Origin of the sequence: Methylobacterium brachythecii (assembly GCF_014196345.1) — a bacterium.
In the GTDB taxonomy this organism is placed as follows: Bacteria; Pseudomonadota; Alphaproteobacteria; order Rhizobiales; family Beijerinckiaceae; genus Methylobacterium; species Methylobacterium brachythecii.
Window position 1 is genome coordinate 426,212 of record NZ_JACIDN010000001.1, and the last position, 15,173, is coordinate 441,384.

Below are 15,173 nucleotides of genomic sequence, written 5' to 3' on the forward strand. Positions count from 1 at the left end.
GAATCGTCTCACGCCTCGTCGCCCTCGTGGCCGCCCCGGAACGCTTCGCCGACCCTCAAGCGCCGACGATCGCCCGCACCGTCAGGAACAGAATCGACGGCCCGACGAGGCAGCCGATGCCGGTGTGGAAGGTCGCGGTGAGCGCGCCGTAGGGCACGAGCCGCGGGTCGGTGGCGGCCAGTCCTCCGGCGACGCCGCTGACCGTGCCCATCAGGCCGCCATAGGCCATGGCCGAGCGCGGGTTGTTTAGGCCGATGAGCTTCGCCACCAGCGGCGTTCCGACCATCACTATCACCGCCTTGGTGACGCCGGTCGCGATGGAGAGCGCCATGACGGTCGAATCCGCGCCGATCGCTGCACCCGTCACCGGGCCGACGATGTAGGTGATGGCTCCGGCCCCGATCGTCGTGATCGAGACGGCATCGTGGTAGCCGAAGGCCACCGCCGTCAGCGTGCCGACGATGAAGGGTAGGATGGTACCGAGCGCCAGCGCGATCACGCCGAGCAGTCCGGCGCGTCGGGCCTCGACCACGTCCACCTCGAAGGCCGTGGCGACGATGGCGAAGTCGCGCAGCATGGCGCCGCCCATCAGGCCGATGCCGGCGAGCGCCGGGATGTCGGCGACGCCCTTCTTGCCGCCCGTATAGAGCCCGGCGACGTAGGCGAGCACCAGCCCCAGCACGATGGCGATGGCCGAACCGTGGACCCGGCCGGCGGTGAGGTGCTTGGCGACGAAGTTTGAGAACAGCATCAGGCCGCCGACCACCGCGAAGGCGGCGACCAGGCTCTGTTCGACGAAGACGTGTTCGATCATGTGCAGCATGGCGCTCACTCCTTCGCAGCGGAGGCGGCGGGGATCGCGGGAGGCGGCGCGGGTCGAGCTTCCGGCTCGTCACTGGCTCCTCCGCCGACGATAGAGCCGCCATGCGCGAAGGCCTCGCTCGTCGCGTCGCCCGGGCTGAGTCGGCTGAGCAGGGCGACGGCGCCGAAACACAGTACCAGTGAACCGGTGGCGGCGATGAGCACGATCGGACCGCCGCTCGCCGCGGCAACCACGTTCTGCTGCGCTGCCATGGCGACGACGATCGGGATGTAGAGGCCCGCCCAAAACTCGACGCCGAAGACGATGCCCTTTCCGAGTCGGCCGTGGTTCTTCAGCCAGACGCGCGCCGCAATCAGCAGAATCATGGCGATGCCGACACCGCCGACATTGGCCTTCACGCCGAGCGCGACGCCAAGGAGATCGCCGAGGAACACGCCGATCAGCGTGCATACGGCGAGAAGAGCGACACCGAGGATGATCATGAGCGGAGTGCCTCCCGCTTGCGATCAATCGGGAAGCCGGGCCACGTGTATGCGCAATCCATGATGCATCTCCTTCCTGTATTCGTTTTGCTCTTCTTGATTCGTTTCAGTATGCAGGATATTGACAGATCCGCAAGTTGGCATACTTAGTGGCCATTGAAGCCGGCATCTGAATGCTGAAAGCGCGGGACCGACCCTATCGGTGTACGCAAACGCCCGGAGGCAGCGCATGACGGACTGGCGCAGCGAGAAGACGGCCCGCGACGCGCGCATTGCGGCCGGCCGCGCCCACGCGCAGGGCAAGGTGGTTCGGGCCGAGGCCGTCGTCGACCTGCTCGAAGCCGTGCTGAAGCCCGGCGACCGGGTCTGCCTGGAGGGCGACAACCAGAAGCAGGCGGATTGCCTCGCCCGCGGCCTCGCCGCCTGCGACCCGGCCAAGATCCACGACCTGCACATGGTCCAGTCTGGCATCGTGCTTCCCGAACATCTCGACGTGTTCGAGACGGGGATCGCCAAGCAGCTCGACTATTCCTATTCCGGTCCGCAGGGCAGCCGCATCGCCAAAATGCTGTATGGCGGGCAGATCGAGCTCGGGGCGGTCCACACCTACCTCGAACTCTTCGCGCGCTACTTCGTCGACCTCACGCCGAACGTCGCGCTGATCGCGGGCGTCTCGGCCGATCGCGAGGGCAACCTCTATACAGGGCCGAATACCGAGGACACGCCGACGGTGGTCGAGGCCACCGCCTTCAAGAACGGCGTGGTGATCGCCCAGGTCAACGAAATCGTCGACAAGGTGCCGCGCGTCGACATTCCCGGCGACCGGATCGACTTCGTCATCGAGGCCGACAAGCCGTTCTACGTCGAGCCGCTTTTCACCCGCGACCCGGCGGCGATGACCGAGACGCAGATCCTGATCGCGATGATGGCGATCAAGGGGATCTACGCCGAATACGGCGTGCGCCGGCTCAACCACGGCATCGGCTTCGGCACGGCGGCGATCGAACTGCTGCTGCCGACCTACGCCGAAAAGCTCGGGCTCAAGGGCAAGATCGCCACGCATTGGGCGCTCAACCCGCACCCGACTCTGATCCCGGCCATCGAGTCGGGCTGGGTGAAACAGGTCCATTGCTTCGGCTCGGAAGTCGGCATGGACCGCTACATCCGCGAGCGTTCGGACGTGTTCTTCACCGGCGCCGACGGGAGCCTGCGCTCCAACCGCGCCTTCTGCCAGACGGCCGGGCTCTATGCCTGCGACATGTTCATCGGCGCGACCCTGCAGATCGACCTCGCCGGCCATTCCTCGACGGTGACGCAGAACCGAGTCGCGGGCTTCGGCGGCGCGCCGAACATGGGCTCGGACCCGCATGGCCGCCGCCACCCCTCCGAGACCTGGATGAAGGCCGGCCACGAGGCCGAGGTCGTGGGCGATCCTGCCCTGATGCGCGGCCGCAAGCTCGTGGTGCAGCTCGTCGAGACCTTTGGCGACAAGCTGGTGCCGACCTTCGTCGAAAAGCTCGACGCGCTGGAGCTCGCCAAGAAGACTGGGCTCGAACTCGCGCCGGTGATGATCTACGGCGACGACGTCACCCACATCGTCACGGAGGAGGGCATCGCCAACCTCCTGCTCTGCCGCAACGCAGACGAGCGCGAGCAGGCGATCCGCGGTGTCGCCGGCTATACCGAGGTCGGGCGCGGGCGCGACCGGGCCATGGTTCAGCGTCTGCGCGAGCGCGGCGTGATCAGGCGGCCGGAAGACCTCGGCATCGAGCCGCTGGATGCAGACCGCTCCCTTCTCGCGGCCAAGTCGATCAAGGACCTCGTCCACTGGTCGGGCGGCCTCTACGAGCCACCGGCCCGGTTCCGGAACTGGTGAGCCATGCCTTTTCCGTCATTGCGAGCGCAGCGAAGCAATCCAGAGCCACACTCGCCGACGGTTGCCCGTTGGCCTGGATTGCTTCGCTGCGCTCGCAATAACGGGATGACCATTTGAACCCGAGAGACGCCCGAACGGAGTCGTCGCCCATGGAAACCCTTCACTTCCGCCACAGCACAAAGAAGCCGGCAGCCGGCTCCAAGCCCATGGCGGTCATCGGCGTAGTCGCCTCCGGAAATCTCGAAATCCTGCTGGAGCGGGTGCTGCCGCCCGATGCCTGTGAGGTCGCCATCGAGACGCCGATCGGCGGGTTCGGCGACGTCTGGGAAGCGGTGGTGGCGGACTTCGTCGCCCGCGCCCAGCCCGGCGGCCTGCGCATCAGCATCAACGATGGCGGGGCGCGCCCCGACACGGTCTCCCTGCGCCTCGCCCAGGGCGCCCGGCTGATGGAGGCGTAAGCCATGAGAATCGTCACCGATCCCGGCTCGCAGAGCTGGTACGAGGCCAGCGCCCGTCAGCGTGTCGCAGGTCTCGTCGACGAGGGCAGCTTCGCGGAATTCTTGGGTCCGGCCGAGCGGGCGATGAGCCCGCACCTGCCGCTCTTCGACCTGCCGCGCGCCTTCGACGATGGCATCGTCGTAGGACGGGCCCAGCTCGACGGCCGGCCGGTGCTCGTCGCCTCGCAGGAAGGCCGCTTCATGGGCGGGGCCTTCGGCGAGATCCACGGAGCGAAGCTCGTCGGCCTGCTGCGTGCGGCTATCGAGACGAAGCCAGCCGCCGTGCTGATCCTGTTCGATACCGGCGGCGTGCGCCTGCAGGAGGCCAATGCCGGCGAGACCGCGATCGCCGAGACCATGCGCGCCATCGCCGATGCGCGCGCCGCAGGCATCCCGGTGATCGGTCTGATCGGCGGCCGGGCCGGTTGCTATGGCGGCGGCGGACTCATCGCCGGCACCTGCTCGCGGCTCGCAGTCTCGGAATCCGGTCGCATCTCGGTTTCCGGTCCTGAGGTGATCGAGACCAACAAGGGTGCCGAGGAGTTCGATTCGCGCGACCGCGCCCTGGTCTGGCGCACCATGGGTGGCAAACATCGCCGGCTGACCGGCGGGGCGGATGCCTATTGCGCTGACACCGTCGCAGCCTTTCGCGAGGCGGCGATCCGGCTGATCGGCGCGGCGCCCGCCTTCGACCTTGCCATGCTGGAGGCCGAGCAATCACGTCTCGAAGCCCGCGTAAAGCGCTTCGGCGATTGCCGCGACGCCACCGAGATCTGGGCGCGTCTCGGGGTCAACGATCCCGACGCCGTGCCGGCGATGACCGATGCCGCCTTCGCGGAGACCGTGGCCAACGTGACGGAGGCCTCCCATGACGCTCGCTGATATCCTGGCCTCACTCTTTCCGCATGGCCATTCCGTTACCGTCGCGGAAGGCCTCGTCACGGGACAGGGCAGCCTCGACGGCAAGCCGCTCCACGTCGTCGGCATCGATGGCGACACGCCGCTCGGCGTCGAGGGCGCGCTGGCGCTCTCCGCCGCCGTACTCGACGTGGTGCGGGCCGGCGACCGGTCGCCGATTCTCGTCGCGATCGATTCCGACAGCCAGCGCATGAGCCGGCGCGACGAGCTGCTCGGCCTCAACGAATGCCTCGCCCATCTCGCTAAGTCGCTGCTGCTGGCCGACCGCCTCGGCCACCCCACGATCGGGTTGATCTACGGCCACTCGGCGGCCGGCGCGTTCATTGCAACGGCGCTCGCGACGCGGGTGCTCGCGGCTTTGCCCGGAGCGAACCCCAGCGTGATGGACCTCCCTTCGGTGGCCCGCGTCACCAAGCTCCCGCTGGAGAAGCTGCAGGAGATGGCGAAGTCGACCCCGGTCTTCGCCCCTGGCCTCGACAACATGGTCGCCGCCGGCGCGGTGCATGTCGTGCTCGATGCGGAGAAGCCGCTCGACGGACAGATCCGCGCCCTGATCGCCGAGATGCCAAAAAGCGACGTCCGCGATCGGCTCGGCCAAGAGCGAGGTGGACGGCCGGTGGCGCGCGATATTGCCGAGCGCGTCGCCCGGCAGGCGCGAGGCTGAGATGAGCGGGAGAAGCGTCTCCTCCCACCCATCACCTCCCGCTGAGTCCCACCCACCACCTCATCCTGAGGTGTTGCAGAGCAACCTCGAAGGAGGGCCCCAGGGATCGCGCGACAGGCTGGAGCCGTCCTTCGAGGCTCGGCTGCGCCTCGCACCTCAGGATGAGGGACAGGGTGGGAATAAGGACAAGGCGGTGGATGGAAAATCCGCCGCGCCACTCGGCGCCTACCGCCGCCACGACCTCGTCCGCGTCGACCCCGCCGCCTGGGCGGCCATGCTGCGCCAGCGGCCCGACCTCGACGGCGTCCCGCACATCGCCGGCTGGGCTACTGCCGGCCGCCCGCTCATCCTTCGCCGCTACTTTGCGGGCGAGGCGCGCGACCTGGTCCCGCTCGGCCTGCCGCTGCCCCCAGCCGACGGCAAGCGACGGCTTTCTTTCGCGTTTCTGCCGGACAAACTGACGCTCCATCCGCCCGTGGCCCCCGCCGATGCCCGCGCCGCCGCGCCCGAAGCCTGGCAGCTTACCCTCGACGCTCTGATCACCCTCGGCGCCTCACACGGCCTGACGCCACGCCCGTTCGGCAGCCTGCTCTGGCAGGCCGCGACCGGGCTCACCTACCTCGCCGCCACCTCCGACCTCGATCTACTCTGGCCGCTACCTACGCAGACGATACCGGCCGGCTTCCTCGTCGCGCTCGCCCGCATTGCGGACGCTGCCCCGATGCGCCTCGACGGCGAGTTGTTGCTGTCGGACGGTGCTGGTCTCCACTGGCGCGAACTGCTGGACGCCCCGGATACCGGCGAAGTCCTCGCCAAGCACATCGACCGCCTGGAGATGCGCCCGGTCGCGGGCCTGCGGGGAGGTGCCGCCGCATGAGCGCCGCAACCGCTCTCCGCATCCAGTCGGCCACCTGCGAAGCAGCCTTCATCGCCCGCTGCGCGGTGGAGGCCCTGCGGCTCGAACTCGACACCTATCCCAAGCCGGGCCTCGTCAGCCTCGTCGACAGCGGCAGCCACGACGACATGGACGCCGCCACCTTCAAGGCCAGCGCCGCCGCCCTCGAACCCTATTTTTGCGAGTTGGCAGAAGCCGGCGCGCGCGGCCTCGGCATGGACGGCCTGCGCCGCATCGGCCTCGCCGCCGAGGCCGCCATGCTCGCGGCGACCGGCGGCGTGAACACCCATCGCGGCGCCATTTTCGGCCTCGGCCTGCTCGCCTCCGCCGCCGGCGCCCTCGGAGCCGGTGTGTCGTCGATCCGCCCCGGAGCGCTCGGCGCCCATGTCGCCCGCACCCATGCCCAGGGCATCCTGAACGGGCCCGTCCTCCTGCATGCCCCCGGCGCCCGCGCCCGACGTCGCCATGGCGTCGGCGGAGCCCCGGCCGAAGCCGCAGCCGGATTCCCGACCGTTTACCGAATCGGCCTGCCGGCCCTCCGGCACCGCCTGGCCCTCCGGCCCGACGACCCCGAGGCCGCCCGAGTCGAAGCCTGCTTCGCGCTGATCGCCGCCACCGAGGACACCAACCTGCTTCACCGCGGCGGCCCGGACGGCCTCGCCTTCGCCCGGCGCGCAGCTGCCGCGTTCCTGGCCCGTGGCGGCGTCGGCCAACCCGATTGGCGGCAGGCCGCCGAGTCGGCCCATCGCGATTTCGTGGCTAGGCGGCTCAGCCCCGGCGGCGCAGCCGACCTGCTGGCCATGACGGTGTTCGTGGCACGCCACGAGCATGCCGGGCGCCCCCGCGCTTTACCCCTCGGGCATGCCGGGACCGGCCCCTCTGGAAAGCCCGCGTCGTGCTAGCGCTGTTGTGCACCGGTCAGGGGGCGCAGCATCCCGGAATGTTCAACCTCACGAAGGATTTGCCGGAAGCGCAGCCCATCTTCGAAGCCGCCACGCCACTTCTCGGCGCCGATCCGCGCGACCTCGTCGCACGACCGGATGCCGACCTCCACGGCAACAGGACCGGCCAGATTCTGTGTTGCACCGCCGCGCTCTCAGCCTTCAAAATCGTCGAAAAATCAAAGCCTTCGCGCATGATCGTCGCGGGCTACAGCATCGGCGACCTCGCCGCTTGGGGCTGCGCTGGGCGCCTCGAGCCAGCCGCCATCTTGCGCCTCGCCGCCATCCGAGCGGAGGCCATGGACGCCGCCTCCGGCGAGGGCTACGGCCTCGCCGGAATCCGCGGCTTGAGCCTTGGTTCCGTTACGAAAATGGCCGAGCGCCACGGCTGCCATCTCGCCATCCGCAACGCTCCCGACAGCGCAGTGGTCGGCGGTTTGCGCACGGCCCTCGACGCACTCTGCATAGAAACCACCGCCGCCGGCGCTCAGCGGGCTATCCTGCTCCCGGTCCACACCCCGTCGCACACCCCGTTGCTCGCGCCCGCAAGCCAGAGCTTTGCCCAGGCCCTCGCCCAAGAGACCCTGCGGCGACCACCTCCAGGCGCTCCGCGACTCGTTCAAGGACTTGATGGAACGACGGTTTTCGACCCGGTCAAAGGCCTCGACAAGCTCGCGCGCCAGATTTCCGAGACCATCGACTGGGCCGCCTGTCTGCAGGCCTGTCGCGAATTCGGCGCGACATCCGTGCTGGAACTCGGGCCCGGCCACAGCCTCGCGACCATGGCCCGCGACGCCCTTCCCGAAGCGCGCGTCCATGCGCTGGAGGACTTCCGCTCCGTCGAAGGCGTCGTCGCTTGGGTTGGGGGATAATCGCGGGCCAGCCTAAGCGAATCGCGGATTTCCCACGACTTCAGTGTTCGGAGGGCTCGATCGCTGCAAAGCCGTAGGCCTGGCCGATCGATGTCCGGCCCGAACGCCAGCGGTCCACCTGGATCAGCGGCCACCCGAGCAGCGCTGCCAAGTCCGGCGGTAACCCGGATCACCAGGCCGGCCGTAGCACCATCCTGCTGCGGAGAGCCGCGCGTCGATGGTGTCGCGCCGGGCGCAGGCATCCTGGGTGGCCGGGTCGTCTCCGTGCCCGCCGCGACAGGCGCTGTTGGCCGCCGCCCAGTCTCGAAGGAGCGCGGCCGGCTCCGCGGGTTGTGCGCTCGCCGACGATAGGGATGCCCAGAGCGCGGCGACGGCGAGAGCCGAGGCCTGGGGACGCGTGATCGTCATGGATGCCTCCAAGCGGAGTTCTCACAAGGTGGGTGCCGGGGTGGCCGCAGAACGTCAGCTCATGTCGCCGAGATCGGAGAGCTCCACTGGCACCTCGCCCTCGCAGCGAGCCTTCACATAGACTTCCCAGGCTTTCTGCGTCCGCTCCAGCGTGGCCAGCGCGGCTGGGCGCGCATCATCCGAGATCATCGTGCTCGCTCTCAGGGCCTCTCGCGCCTTGTGGAGGGCCGAGCGGACGTGGGCTTCGCTGCGCTCGGCGAGCTTCGAGAGACAGAGCACGAGATCGTCGGCGTTCCGGCACTGGCCCGGCGTCTCGCCGGGAATATCGCTGAGGGCCGGCGCGGCCGAGGCCATGCCGCCGAGACCGAGAAACAGCATGGCGGCGAGGCGGGGCCGGCGGATCATCGGCGCGGCCTCAGCGAGTCGCGACGCGGCTGAGCACGAAGGTGTTGCCTGAGAACTGGACCTGACCCGGCGCACTCATGTGCTCCAGCATCAGCCGCAGGTTGCGGCCGAGACGGGCGGAGTCGGAGCGGGTCTCGTACCAGTATTCGGCGCTGGCCGCGCCCGAGCGCACCGGGCGGTGGTGCTCGTAGCAGCGGAAGGCCGACATATACTCCTCGGCCGCCTGCACCTCCTGCGAGGAGAAGCCGTTGAATTTGACCACGTAGGCGGTCGGCAGGCCGGCGCAGCTTTCGCCGCCGGGAGCCGCCGCGACGGCGCCACCTGCCACGGGCGCATCGGGAGCCGCGGTCAAGGCCGATCCGGCATCGGCGCCTTTGCGAGGCGCGACGAAGCCGTCGAGCTTCGTGGTGAGGGCCGAGGCGACGTCGGCGGCGATCGTCTTGGATTCGGCGCCGACCTTTTCCAGCAGGCATTCGCGGTCGCAGCCCTGGGGCAGCGGCGGAAGCTGCACGCCGGCCACCTCGAAGGAGCCGATGGACTGGCCGGTGCGGACGTTCAGCAGACGGCCGGGGATTCGCACCTCCGGCCGCACGATGTCGGAATAGGCCGACTTCGAGGCCGAGGCGTAGATCTGGAAGATCACCACCACATCGAGCGGCGGATTCTGCACCGAGCGGGCGACGTCGATCAGTTCGGCATCGCGGCGACGCACGCGGTTGGGCTGGGTGATGCCCATCGCCACTGCGGTCTCGTCATAGACGTTGTAGCCGTGGAGATTCATTGTCTCGGTGAGCTCGGTGATGACGCGCTGGAAGATGCGGTTGCCGCGCGGCACCGTATCCTCGTCGGCATCCTCGCCCATCACGACGATGTTGGGTTTGGCCTGGGCCAGGGCGGGCGCCGGGCCGGCCAGGACGGCGAAGCCGAACGAGACGAATGCGAGGGCGGCACGCAAAGCCGCGGGTGTGACGAACGACATCTGGGGCTCCTTCGGTAAATCGTATCTGGATCAGTCGGCGCAGGGCGGCGGGGTCGGCGCCGCGTCGAAATCGTCGAGGTCGAGGGCGACGCGCAGGCGCGGATCATGGGCCTGCAGGGCGGCGCAGGAGCGCATCGAGGCCGGCAGGATGAAGCGGAGCGCCCCGCTGCGGGCCGGTGGCGCGATCAACGTGACCTCGACGCGGCGGTTCACCCGCGAGAGCGGTGCGGACGGCTCCTTCAGCCGGGTCGGACCCCAGCCATGGACGCGCAGCCGCTCCGGCGCGATGCCGTAGCCCTCGACGAGATGGGCCTTCACGGCCCGCGCCCGAGCGAGCGAGAGACGTCGGTTATAGGCGGGGCCTCCTGCCGCATCGGTATGGCCGGCGATGAGGAAGCCGTAGCCGGCGAGATCAGGCGCGCGCAGGGCCTCGCCGAGCGGCTGGAGCTGCATGCGCGCCTCGGGTGTCAGGCGGGCGCTGTCATAGGTGAAGAACACGGTGAGATCGATCGTCCGAGCCGGGTCGATCCGCACGCTCGGGCCGCCATCGTTGGGAGCAACGGCCACCGGTGCGGGCGGGGCGCCCGGATTGCCGTCGGCGAAGGGGGCGAGCGAACGGATGATCGCCGTGGCGCTCGGATTGATCGCCGCGGCCTCGGCGCGCTCGGCCGCCTCGTTGCGGGGGGGAGCCGCCTCTTCGGCAGGCGCGGCGGGTGCGGCAGGCGCAGGGCGCGCGCCAGGCACCTCGGTCAGCGGATTGGCCCGAACCGGGCTGATGGGCGCCAGGGCGAGGCCGGCTGCGAGGATCAGGCCGATCCGTTTGCCGACCGGAAGCGGCGCTGCTGCGCGCAGCGCGCGTCGCGACGGCTGGTCTTGGGTCCGCATGGGTCGCCCCCTCTTCGGTCTTGGGCGTTCAAGCCCCTCACACCCGATCCATGGGTGGCCCAGAGCCGTTTTCGTCGGCCGGTGGATTCTTTCTTCGGGATCAGCGCCCGCGCAGGACGGCGTTCATGCCGGCGGGATCGAGCGGCGCCGAGGCCGGCGGACCCGAGGGCGCGGCGGCGGCCGGCGCAGCAGAAGGCTTGCCGGGATCGGCGGCGGCGACAGGGCGGCCCGGCTGGCCGGCGATCTCCGCGAGGATGCGGCTCTTGCCGAGGATGGCGTTGAGGCGCGTGGCGCTGTTGAAGCTCGATGCGTCCTTCGGATCGAGGCCGCCCTCCTTGTGCAGGGCGACGGCGCCGACGGACCCTTCGAACATCAGCGAGCCGGAGGAGCCGGCGAGAGTGTCGCAGCGGTGGCGCAGGTCCGGCCCGTCGGGCTGCTCCTTCATCGCGAAGCAGCGGAAGCGGCTCATCACCTTCGGGCGCCCGAGCGGATGGTGGATCACCAGCATCGAGGGATTGCCGGCAATCTCCCCGCCGGAGAGACGGGCAGTGCCGTAGATCTCGCCGGGATGGCCGGCGACGCGGGCGAGCGCGTAATCGAGCCGCGGGTCGAACTCGATGGGTTTGGCCTCCATCTCGAAGCGGCGCGAGCCTTTGCCGTCCAGCGTCAGGTAATCCATCAGGATCGAGACCTTGAGCGGCGTCAGCTCGCCCGATTGCGGCAGGCAATGGTGGTTGGTGAGCACGTAGTCGCCCGGCAGCAGCGTGCCGGTGCACGAGGCACCCATCTGCTGGCCGGTGCGCGTGTTCTTCAGGAGGATGTCGACGCGGCCAATGGGCCGGGCGAGGACGGCGAGGGCGTCCTTCGGATCGAGCTCGGCGACGGGCTCGAAGGCGCCCTTATTCTGGTCGACGAAGGCGGCGGCGTCGCCGGTTGTCTGGCGGAGCGGGAGTTGCGCCCTGCCGTAATCGGCGGGGTCGAAGCCGACGGTCTGGGCCTGCGCCGGTGCAGCGAGGGTCACCGACGACAGCAGGCAGGCGGCCGGCAGGCCGATGCCGTTCTTCCGGCGGTTGGCGGGCATCGTGGCGCTCCTCTCCGTCGCGGTCCTATGCCCGCGCTTGGCTGCTCGGTCAAAAGTCACGATGCGGCGCGCCCTCGGCTCAGCGTGTCAGCGCATGGACGAGGCGAGCGCCGGGAGGGCCGGCCCTCGGGATCACCTGGACGGCGTAGACGAGGTTCTGTCGGCCAGCCTCTTTCAGGAAATAGGCCTGGGCTCTGTCCGAAAGACGCACCGGCGGCAGTGATGCGCCCCGCAGTTCCGGTCCGATTTCGAGAGACGCGTCAGCCGCTTCGGCGCGGATGGCGAGGCCGCAGAGGTCGGAGGAAAGGCGGGTCGCGGCGAGCCGGCCCTCGGCTTCGAGGGCGACCGCACGGCGTTCGGGCGGGTCGGCGCCGAAGGCCACCCGGCGGCAGGACGAGCCGGGTGGCGCCCGCAATTCCTCGACCTTCACCGGTGGCAGCGACGGCTTCGGCTGGGCTTCGGCCGGGTCGGTTTTTGCCGCCGTCGCGAGGGTGCCGGTGCCATCCTTCACGGGAAGGTCCTGGGATGCCGACGAGGGCAGCCGCGCTATCCCGTAGGCACCCGCGAGGGTGACGCAGGCAAGTGCCGCGGCACCCACGGGGAACATTGACCGCCGGAACCGCGCAGCCGGCGGAGCGGCGGCCGAGTCCGCGGGCAAGGCGAGCGCTCGCAAAGCCGCCGAAACGGAGCTCGACGGCAAGATCAGGGGAGGGTGAGCGCGGCCGAGGGCTCGGATCGCGGCTTCGGCCTCGGCGCGTTCCGGACCGTCCGGCAGGAGCACCGCGAGGACGGCCTGTCGGGCTTCGGCGAAGAGGGGGCGCGAGCGCTCGATCTTGTCGAGGAGCGCGTAGTCGCCGGGGATCACCGCGAGATCGAGATCGACGGCGCCGGTCGCCCAGAGAATGAGGTCGGCCTGCGCCGGCTCGGCGGCGAGGCCATGGCCCTGCGCGGCGAGGCCGTGGGCGAGGCAGATTGGAGCCTCCCAGGAGCGTCCGGCATCGAAGGAGCCCGACAGGCGCAGCTCATGTGGCGGGAGATCAGCGCCGGTGAGGCGGGACAGCGGGCCGCCGGGGATGGCGAGACGAGCATAGTCGCCCGACCAGGGCAGGGGGCGATAGTCGCCATCGGCGAAGGCGGCCGAGGCCGGCAGGCCCGGACGCGGCTTGAGGGCACGCAGCCGAAGCGGACCGTTGGTGGTCGGCACCACGACGAGGATTCTTTTTTGGAAGCTCACGTGCTGCCGCCCTCGATGGGCATGAGCGAGATCACGCGGCGGCCTCCGAAGCGGTGAGCCTCACAGCAGAAACACCGCGCAGGCCGGCTCACTCAGCATCCGGCCGAGTTCCACCGCCTCGGGCACGGCCGGATCGAGGGCGAGCAGGATGGCGCCCTCGACGGGGGCGCCGAGCTCGAGCCGCACCGTGTCGTCGCCGAGCCAGGCCTCGATCACGCGGGGCACCTTCGCCTCCACGCCGCGCAGGACGAGGAGCGGCGGCGCATCGTCCTCGGCCGGCAGGATCTCCAGCTCGAAGGCGCCGAGCCGCCGTCTTGTGATGGCGCCGTCGGAGGCGGCCGCGGCGAGTGGGGCATGGGCCAGGGCCTGGGCGCCAAGCATCGCGCGGTAGCGCCGGGCCGTGTCGGGATCGGTGCGCAGCGCCCGCACCACGGAAAAATCAACGGGCTGGCCCGGCTCGCGTGTCGCGTGCGCCCAGAGCGCGGCATGCGTGACGGCATTCGGCGGCGGGTTCACGCGCAGCAATCCGCGGGCGGCATGGATCTCGGCGAGCATCTGGGCCTCGTCGCTCATGCGGCGGCCTCCCCGGCATAGGCTTCCGCGAAAGCTTGCGCGAAGATCACCCGGTCTGCGGCGAAGGCCGGTTCGAGCGGGCGCTGGCGGGCGAGGGCGGCAAGAGCCTGCTCCAGGCGGCCGGTCTCCTCAGCGAGGCGAACCAAGGTCGCGTCGACGGCGGCGAAGCCTGCGGCGAGCTCGGCGCGATCCTCGAACCCAGCCCGGCGCACCCGCCGTAGATCGGCCTCTGCGGCGTCAAGGGCGGCGCGCGTCTCGGCGGGGAGCGCGTCGCGGTCCGCGATGCGCAGGGCGGCTGCGATCTTCAGCATGCGGGCGAGATGCTTGGCGAGCGAGCCGGCCCGCTCCTGCAGCGCCGCATAGCTCTCGGCCTCGGCGCAGGAGGCCCGTTCGGCGACGTCGCCGCCACCGCTGCCCCGCCGCAGGCGGTTGGCGATGCCCGATTGTACGCGCCCGAAACTTGCGGCGCGCAAAGCCGTCAGCGGCCGGGTGCGGTGGAAGGGTTCGAGGCGCAGGAAATCGACGAGGTCGTCGCGCTCCGCGCCGGTGAGGATTTTCGGGCCATTCGGCAGGTCGGAGAGCAGGGCGGCCAGGGCCTCGGCGGGTTCGGCGGCGGCGAGGTCGGCGAGCGAGGCATCGAGTCGCTCCTCCCAGCCCTCGGCCGCGTCGAGGGAGACGGGGGAGGACAGGCTCTCCAGCCCGCCAAGGAGACCGGAGGCCGCCTCGAAGGTCACGAAATGCTCCGCCACGGTCCGGAAACCCGGCCGCTCGCCGGTCGCCATCTCGTTGCGCCAGAAACCGAGGATGTCGTCGTCGACGAAGCTGCGCTGCCCGTCGAGGAAGCCGAGGATCGCGCGGAAGCGGCGTTCGAGCGGCGCCAGCGGCAGATGCGCATTGCGATAAGCGGCGAGGTGGCGGGCGAGGCGCTTGGCGAGGAACGTCGCGCCGTCCGATCCGGGCTCTGCGACGAGGTCGTCCAGCCAGCCCGAGACCGTCGCAAACTGTTCGAGATCCTCGGCCGTCAGCACGAACTCGGCCAGCGCCAGCAGCCGGGCGAGTCCGGACCAGGTCGTGCGCCAGCCCTCTCCGCCGTCCTGCAAGACGAGGCCGCGCCCGTCGATCGCCACGCCGGCTCCTGCTCTCATGCCGGAAAGCCGCGCCGCGATCGCATCGGCACGCGCGAGACCCGGATCGAGCGCCAGGGTGACGAGATCGCGCCCGTCGCGGCAGCCCTGGAAGCGAGCGAGGGCGGCGAGGGCGTGGGCGAGGTCCCAGAGCGGCTTGTCGCGGTTCGGGCGCACGGCGCCCGTGACGACCCGGGCGAGCCAGGCCCGATCCTCGCGGGAGAGGTCGCGGCCCTCACTCACATTGGCGAGGTCGGCCGCACAGCGCTCGTCGTATCCGCCGCTCATGCGCTCGCTGGGTGCAAACCCTTGTGAAGCCTTGAGGTCGCGCATCGATATCGCCTGCCCGGCCATCCGTCACCCCCGCTCGACGACAGTATCCGGTACGAACTCACCTGAGTTCCGACCCATCCCCCTCATCCTGAGGTGGGGGGGGGGGGGGGGCGGGGGCGGGGGGGGGGGGGCCCCCCCCCCCGGGGCACGGGGGGCCCACACCCAAGGGGGCGCCGGGGGGGC

17 protein-coding genes are annotated in these 15,173 nt (G+C 70.2%); 7 read left to right on the forward strand and 10 right to left on the reverse strand.

Annotation, left to right across the window (positions count from 1 at the left end):
- Window positions 1-55: 55 nt before the first annotated feature.
- Together madM and madL are read right to left on the reverse strand one after the other, a co-directional pair.
- Window positions 56-823 carry a malonate transporter subunit MadM gene (gene madM, locus GGR33_RS02125; protein WP_183501715.1) on the reverse strand — a complete coding sequence of 256 codons (768 nt, stop codon included), beginning with the start codon at window positions 821-823 and terminating at the stop codon, window positions 56-58.
- Window positions 824-828: 5 nt separating this feature from the next.
- Window positions 829-1,305 carry a malonate transporter subunit MadL gene (gene madL / locus GGR33_RS02130; RefSeq protein ID WP_183501716.1) on the reverse strand — a complete coding sequence of 159 codons (477 nt, stop codon included), beginning with the start codon at window positions 1,303-1,305 and terminating at the stop codon, window positions 829-831.
- Window positions 1,306-1,534: 229 nt separating this feature from the next.
- Here madL and mdcA point away from each other — a divergent pair, with 229 nt between their 5' ends.
- The 7 genes from mdcA to GGR33_RS02165 all read left to right on the forward strand — a co-directional run bounded on the left by mdcA (window position 1,535) and on the right by GGR33_RS02165 (window position 7,968).
- Window positions 1,535-3,181 carry a malonate decarboxylase subunit alpha gene (gene mdcA, locus GGR33_RS02135; RefSeq protein WP_183501717.1) on the forward strand — a complete coding sequence of 549 codons (1,647 nt, stop codon included), beginning with the start codon at window positions 1,535-1,537 and terminating at the stop codon, window positions 3,179-3,181.
- Window positions 3,182-3,330: 149 nt separating this feature from the next.
- Window positions 3,331-3,639 carry a malonate decarboxylase acyl carrier protein gene (gene mdcC / locus GGR33_RS02140; RefSeq protein WP_183501718.1) on the forward strand — a complete coding sequence of 103 codons (309 nt, stop codon included), beginning with the start codon at window positions 3,331-3,333 and terminating at the stop codon, window positions 3,637-3,639.
- A gap of 3 nt (window positions 3,640-3,642) precedes the next feature.
- Window positions 3,643-4,560: a biotin-independent malonate decarboxylase subunit beta gene (locus GGR33_RS02145; protein WP_183501719.1), complete on the forward strand. Its 918-nt coding sequence runs from the start codon at window positions 3,643-3,645 to the stop codon at window positions 4,558-4,560.
- Window positions 4,547-5,260 (forward strand): biotin-independent malonate decarboxylase subunit gamma, encoded by a 714-nt coding sequence (gene mdcE / locus GGR33_RS02150; RefSeq protein ID WP_183501720.1) that lies wholly within the window; start codon window positions 4,547-4,549, stop codon window positions 5,258-5,260. Before GGR33_RS02145 ends, mdcE begins: the two co-directional genes overlap by 14 nt.
- A 193-nt stretch (window positions 5,261-5,453) precedes the next feature.
- Window positions 5,454-6,137: a malonate decarboxylase holo-[acyl-carrier-protein] synthase gene (mdcG, locus tag GGR33_RS02155; RefSeq protein ID WP_284211944.1), complete on the forward strand. Its 684-nt coding sequence runs from the start codon at window positions 5,454-5,456 to the stop codon at window positions 6,135-6,137.
- Window positions 6,134-7,057: a triphosphoribosyl-dephospho-CoA synthase MdcB gene (mdcB, locus tag GGR33_RS02160; RefSeq protein WP_183501721.1), complete on the forward strand. Its 924-nt coding sequence runs from the start codon at window positions 6,134-6,136 to the stop codon at window positions 7,055-7,057. The genes mdcG and mdcB overlap by 4 nt, the downstream gene beginning before the upstream one ends.
- On the forward strand, window positions 7,051-7,968 hold the full coding sequence (locus GGR33_RS02165) for a malonate decarboxylase subunit epsilon (RefSeq protein ID WP_284212210.1): 918 nt from the start codon (window positions 7,051-7,053) through the stop codon (window positions 7,966-7,968). Before mdcB ends, GGR33_RS02165 begins: the two co-directional genes overlap by 7 nt.
- 123 nt (window positions 7,969-8,091) lie before the next feature.
- Here GGR33_RS02165 and GGR33_RS02170 read toward each other — a convergent pair whose 3' ends face one another.
- The 8 genes from GGR33_RS02170 to GGR33_RS02205 form a co-directional block, all read right to left on the reverse strand.
- Window positions 8,092-8,376, reverse strand: a complete 285-nt coding sequence (locus GGR33_RS02170) for a hypothetical protein (protein ID WP_183501722.1) — start codon at window positions 8,374-8,376, stop codon at window positions 8,092-8,094.
- Window positions 8,377-8,430: 54 nt separating this feature from the next.
- The gene (locus tag GGR33_RS02175) at window positions 8,431-8,781 is read right to left on the reverse strand and encodes a lysozyme inhibitor LprI family protein (protein WP_183501723.1); all 351 of its coding nucleotides are present in this window, start codon (window positions 8,779-8,781) and stop codon (window positions 8,431-8,433) included.
- 10 nt (window positions 8,782-8,791) lie between these two features.
- Window positions 8,792-9,760 (reverse strand): hypothetical protein, encoded by a 969-nt coding sequence (locus tag GGR33_RS02180; protein WP_183501724.1) that lies wholly within the window; start codon window positions 9,758-9,760, stop codon window positions 8,792-8,794.
- Window positions 9,761-9,790: 30 nt separating this feature from the next.
- A complete protein-coding gene (locus GGR33_RS02185) occupies window positions 9,791-10,645 on the reverse strand; it encodes an OmpA family protein (RefSeq protein ID WP_183501725.1) in 855 nt (284 codons plus the stop codon).
- A 100-nt stretch (window positions 10,646-10,745) separates the two neighbouring features.
- Window positions 10,746-11,726, reverse strand: a complete 981-nt coding sequence (locus tag GGR33_RS02190) for a trypsin-like serine peptidase (RefSeq protein ID WP_183501726.1) — start codon at window positions 11,724-11,726, stop codon at window positions 10,746-10,748.
- A 79-nt stretch (window positions 11,727-11,805) separates the two neighbouring features.
- A complete protein-coding gene (locus tag GGR33_RS02195; RefSeq protein WP_183501727.1) occupies window positions 11,806-12,960 on the reverse strand; it encodes a hypothetical protein in 1,155 nt (384 codons plus the stop codon).
- 60 nt (window positions 12,961-13,020) lie between these two features.
- Window positions 13,021-13,533, reverse strand: coding sequence for a hypothetical protein (locus GGR33_RS02200; RefSeq protein ID WP_183501728.1), 513 nt, complete (start codon window positions 13,531-13,533; stop codon window positions 13,021-13,023).
- The gene (locus tag GGR33_RS02205; RefSeq protein ID WP_183502146.1) at window positions 13,530-14,945 is read right to left on the reverse strand and encodes a hypothetical protein; all 1,416 of its coding nucleotides are present in this window, start codon (window positions 14,943-14,945) and stop codon (window positions 13,530-13,532) included. Before GGR33_RS02205 ends, GGR33_RS02200 begins: the two co-directional genes overlap by 4 nt.
- Window positions 14,946-15,173: the final 228 nt, after the last annotated feature.

Coding starts and splice junctions, on each gene's coding strand:
- madM (WP_183501715.1), bottom strand. CDS start 823: ATGCTGCACATGATCGAACACGTCTTCGTCGAACAGAGCCTGGTCGCC.
- madL (WP_183501716.1), bottom strand. CDS start 1,305: ATGATCATCCTCGGTGTCGCTCTTCTCGCCGTATGCACGCTGATCGGC.
- mdcA (WP_183501717.1), top strand. CDS start 1,535: ATGACGGACTGGCGCAGCGAGAAGACGGCCCGCGACGCGCGCATTGCG.
- mdcC (WP_183501718.1), top strand. CDS start 3,331: ATGGAAACCCTTCACTTCCGCCACAGCACAAAGAAGCCGGCAGCCGGC.
- GGR33_RS02145 (WP_183501719.1), top strand. CDS start 3,643: ATGAGAATCGTCACCGATCCCGGCTCGCAGAGCTGGTACGAGGCCAGC.
- mdcE (WP_183501720.1), top strand. CDS start 4,547: ATGACGCTCGCTGATATCCTGGCCTCACTCTTTCCGCATGGCCATTCC.
- mdcB (WP_183501721.1), top strand. CDS start 6,134: ATGAGCGCCGCAACCGCTCTCCGCATCCAGTCGGCCACCTGCGAAGCA.
- GGR33_RS02170 (WP_183501722.1), bottom strand. CDS start 8,376: ATGACGATCACGCGTCCCCAGGCCTCGGCTCTCGCCGTCGCCGCGCTC.
- GGR33_RS02175 (WP_183501723.1), bottom strand. CDS start 8,781: ATGATCCGCCGGCCCCGCCTCGCCGCCATGCTGTTTCTCGGTCTCGGC.
- GGR33_RS02180 (WP_183501724.1), bottom strand. CDS start 9,760: ATGTCGTTCGTCACACCCGCGGCTTTGCGTGCCGCCCTCGCATTCGTC.
- GGR33_RS02185 (WP_183501725.1), bottom strand. CDS start 10,645: ATGCGGACCCAAGACCAGCCGTCGCGACGCGCGCTGCGCGCAGCAGCG.
- GGR33_RS02190 (WP_183501726.1), bottom strand. CDS start 11,726: ATGCCCGCCAACCGCCGGAAGAACGGCATCGGCCTGCCGGCCGCCTGC.
- GGR33_RS02200 (WP_183501728.1), bottom strand. CDS start 13,533: ATGAGCGACGAGGCCCAGATGCTCGCCGAGATCCATGCCGCCCGCGGA.
- GGR33_RS02205 (WP_183502146.1), bottom strand. CDS start 14,945: ATGAGCGGCGGATACGACGAGCGCTGTGCGGCCGACCTCGCCAATGTG.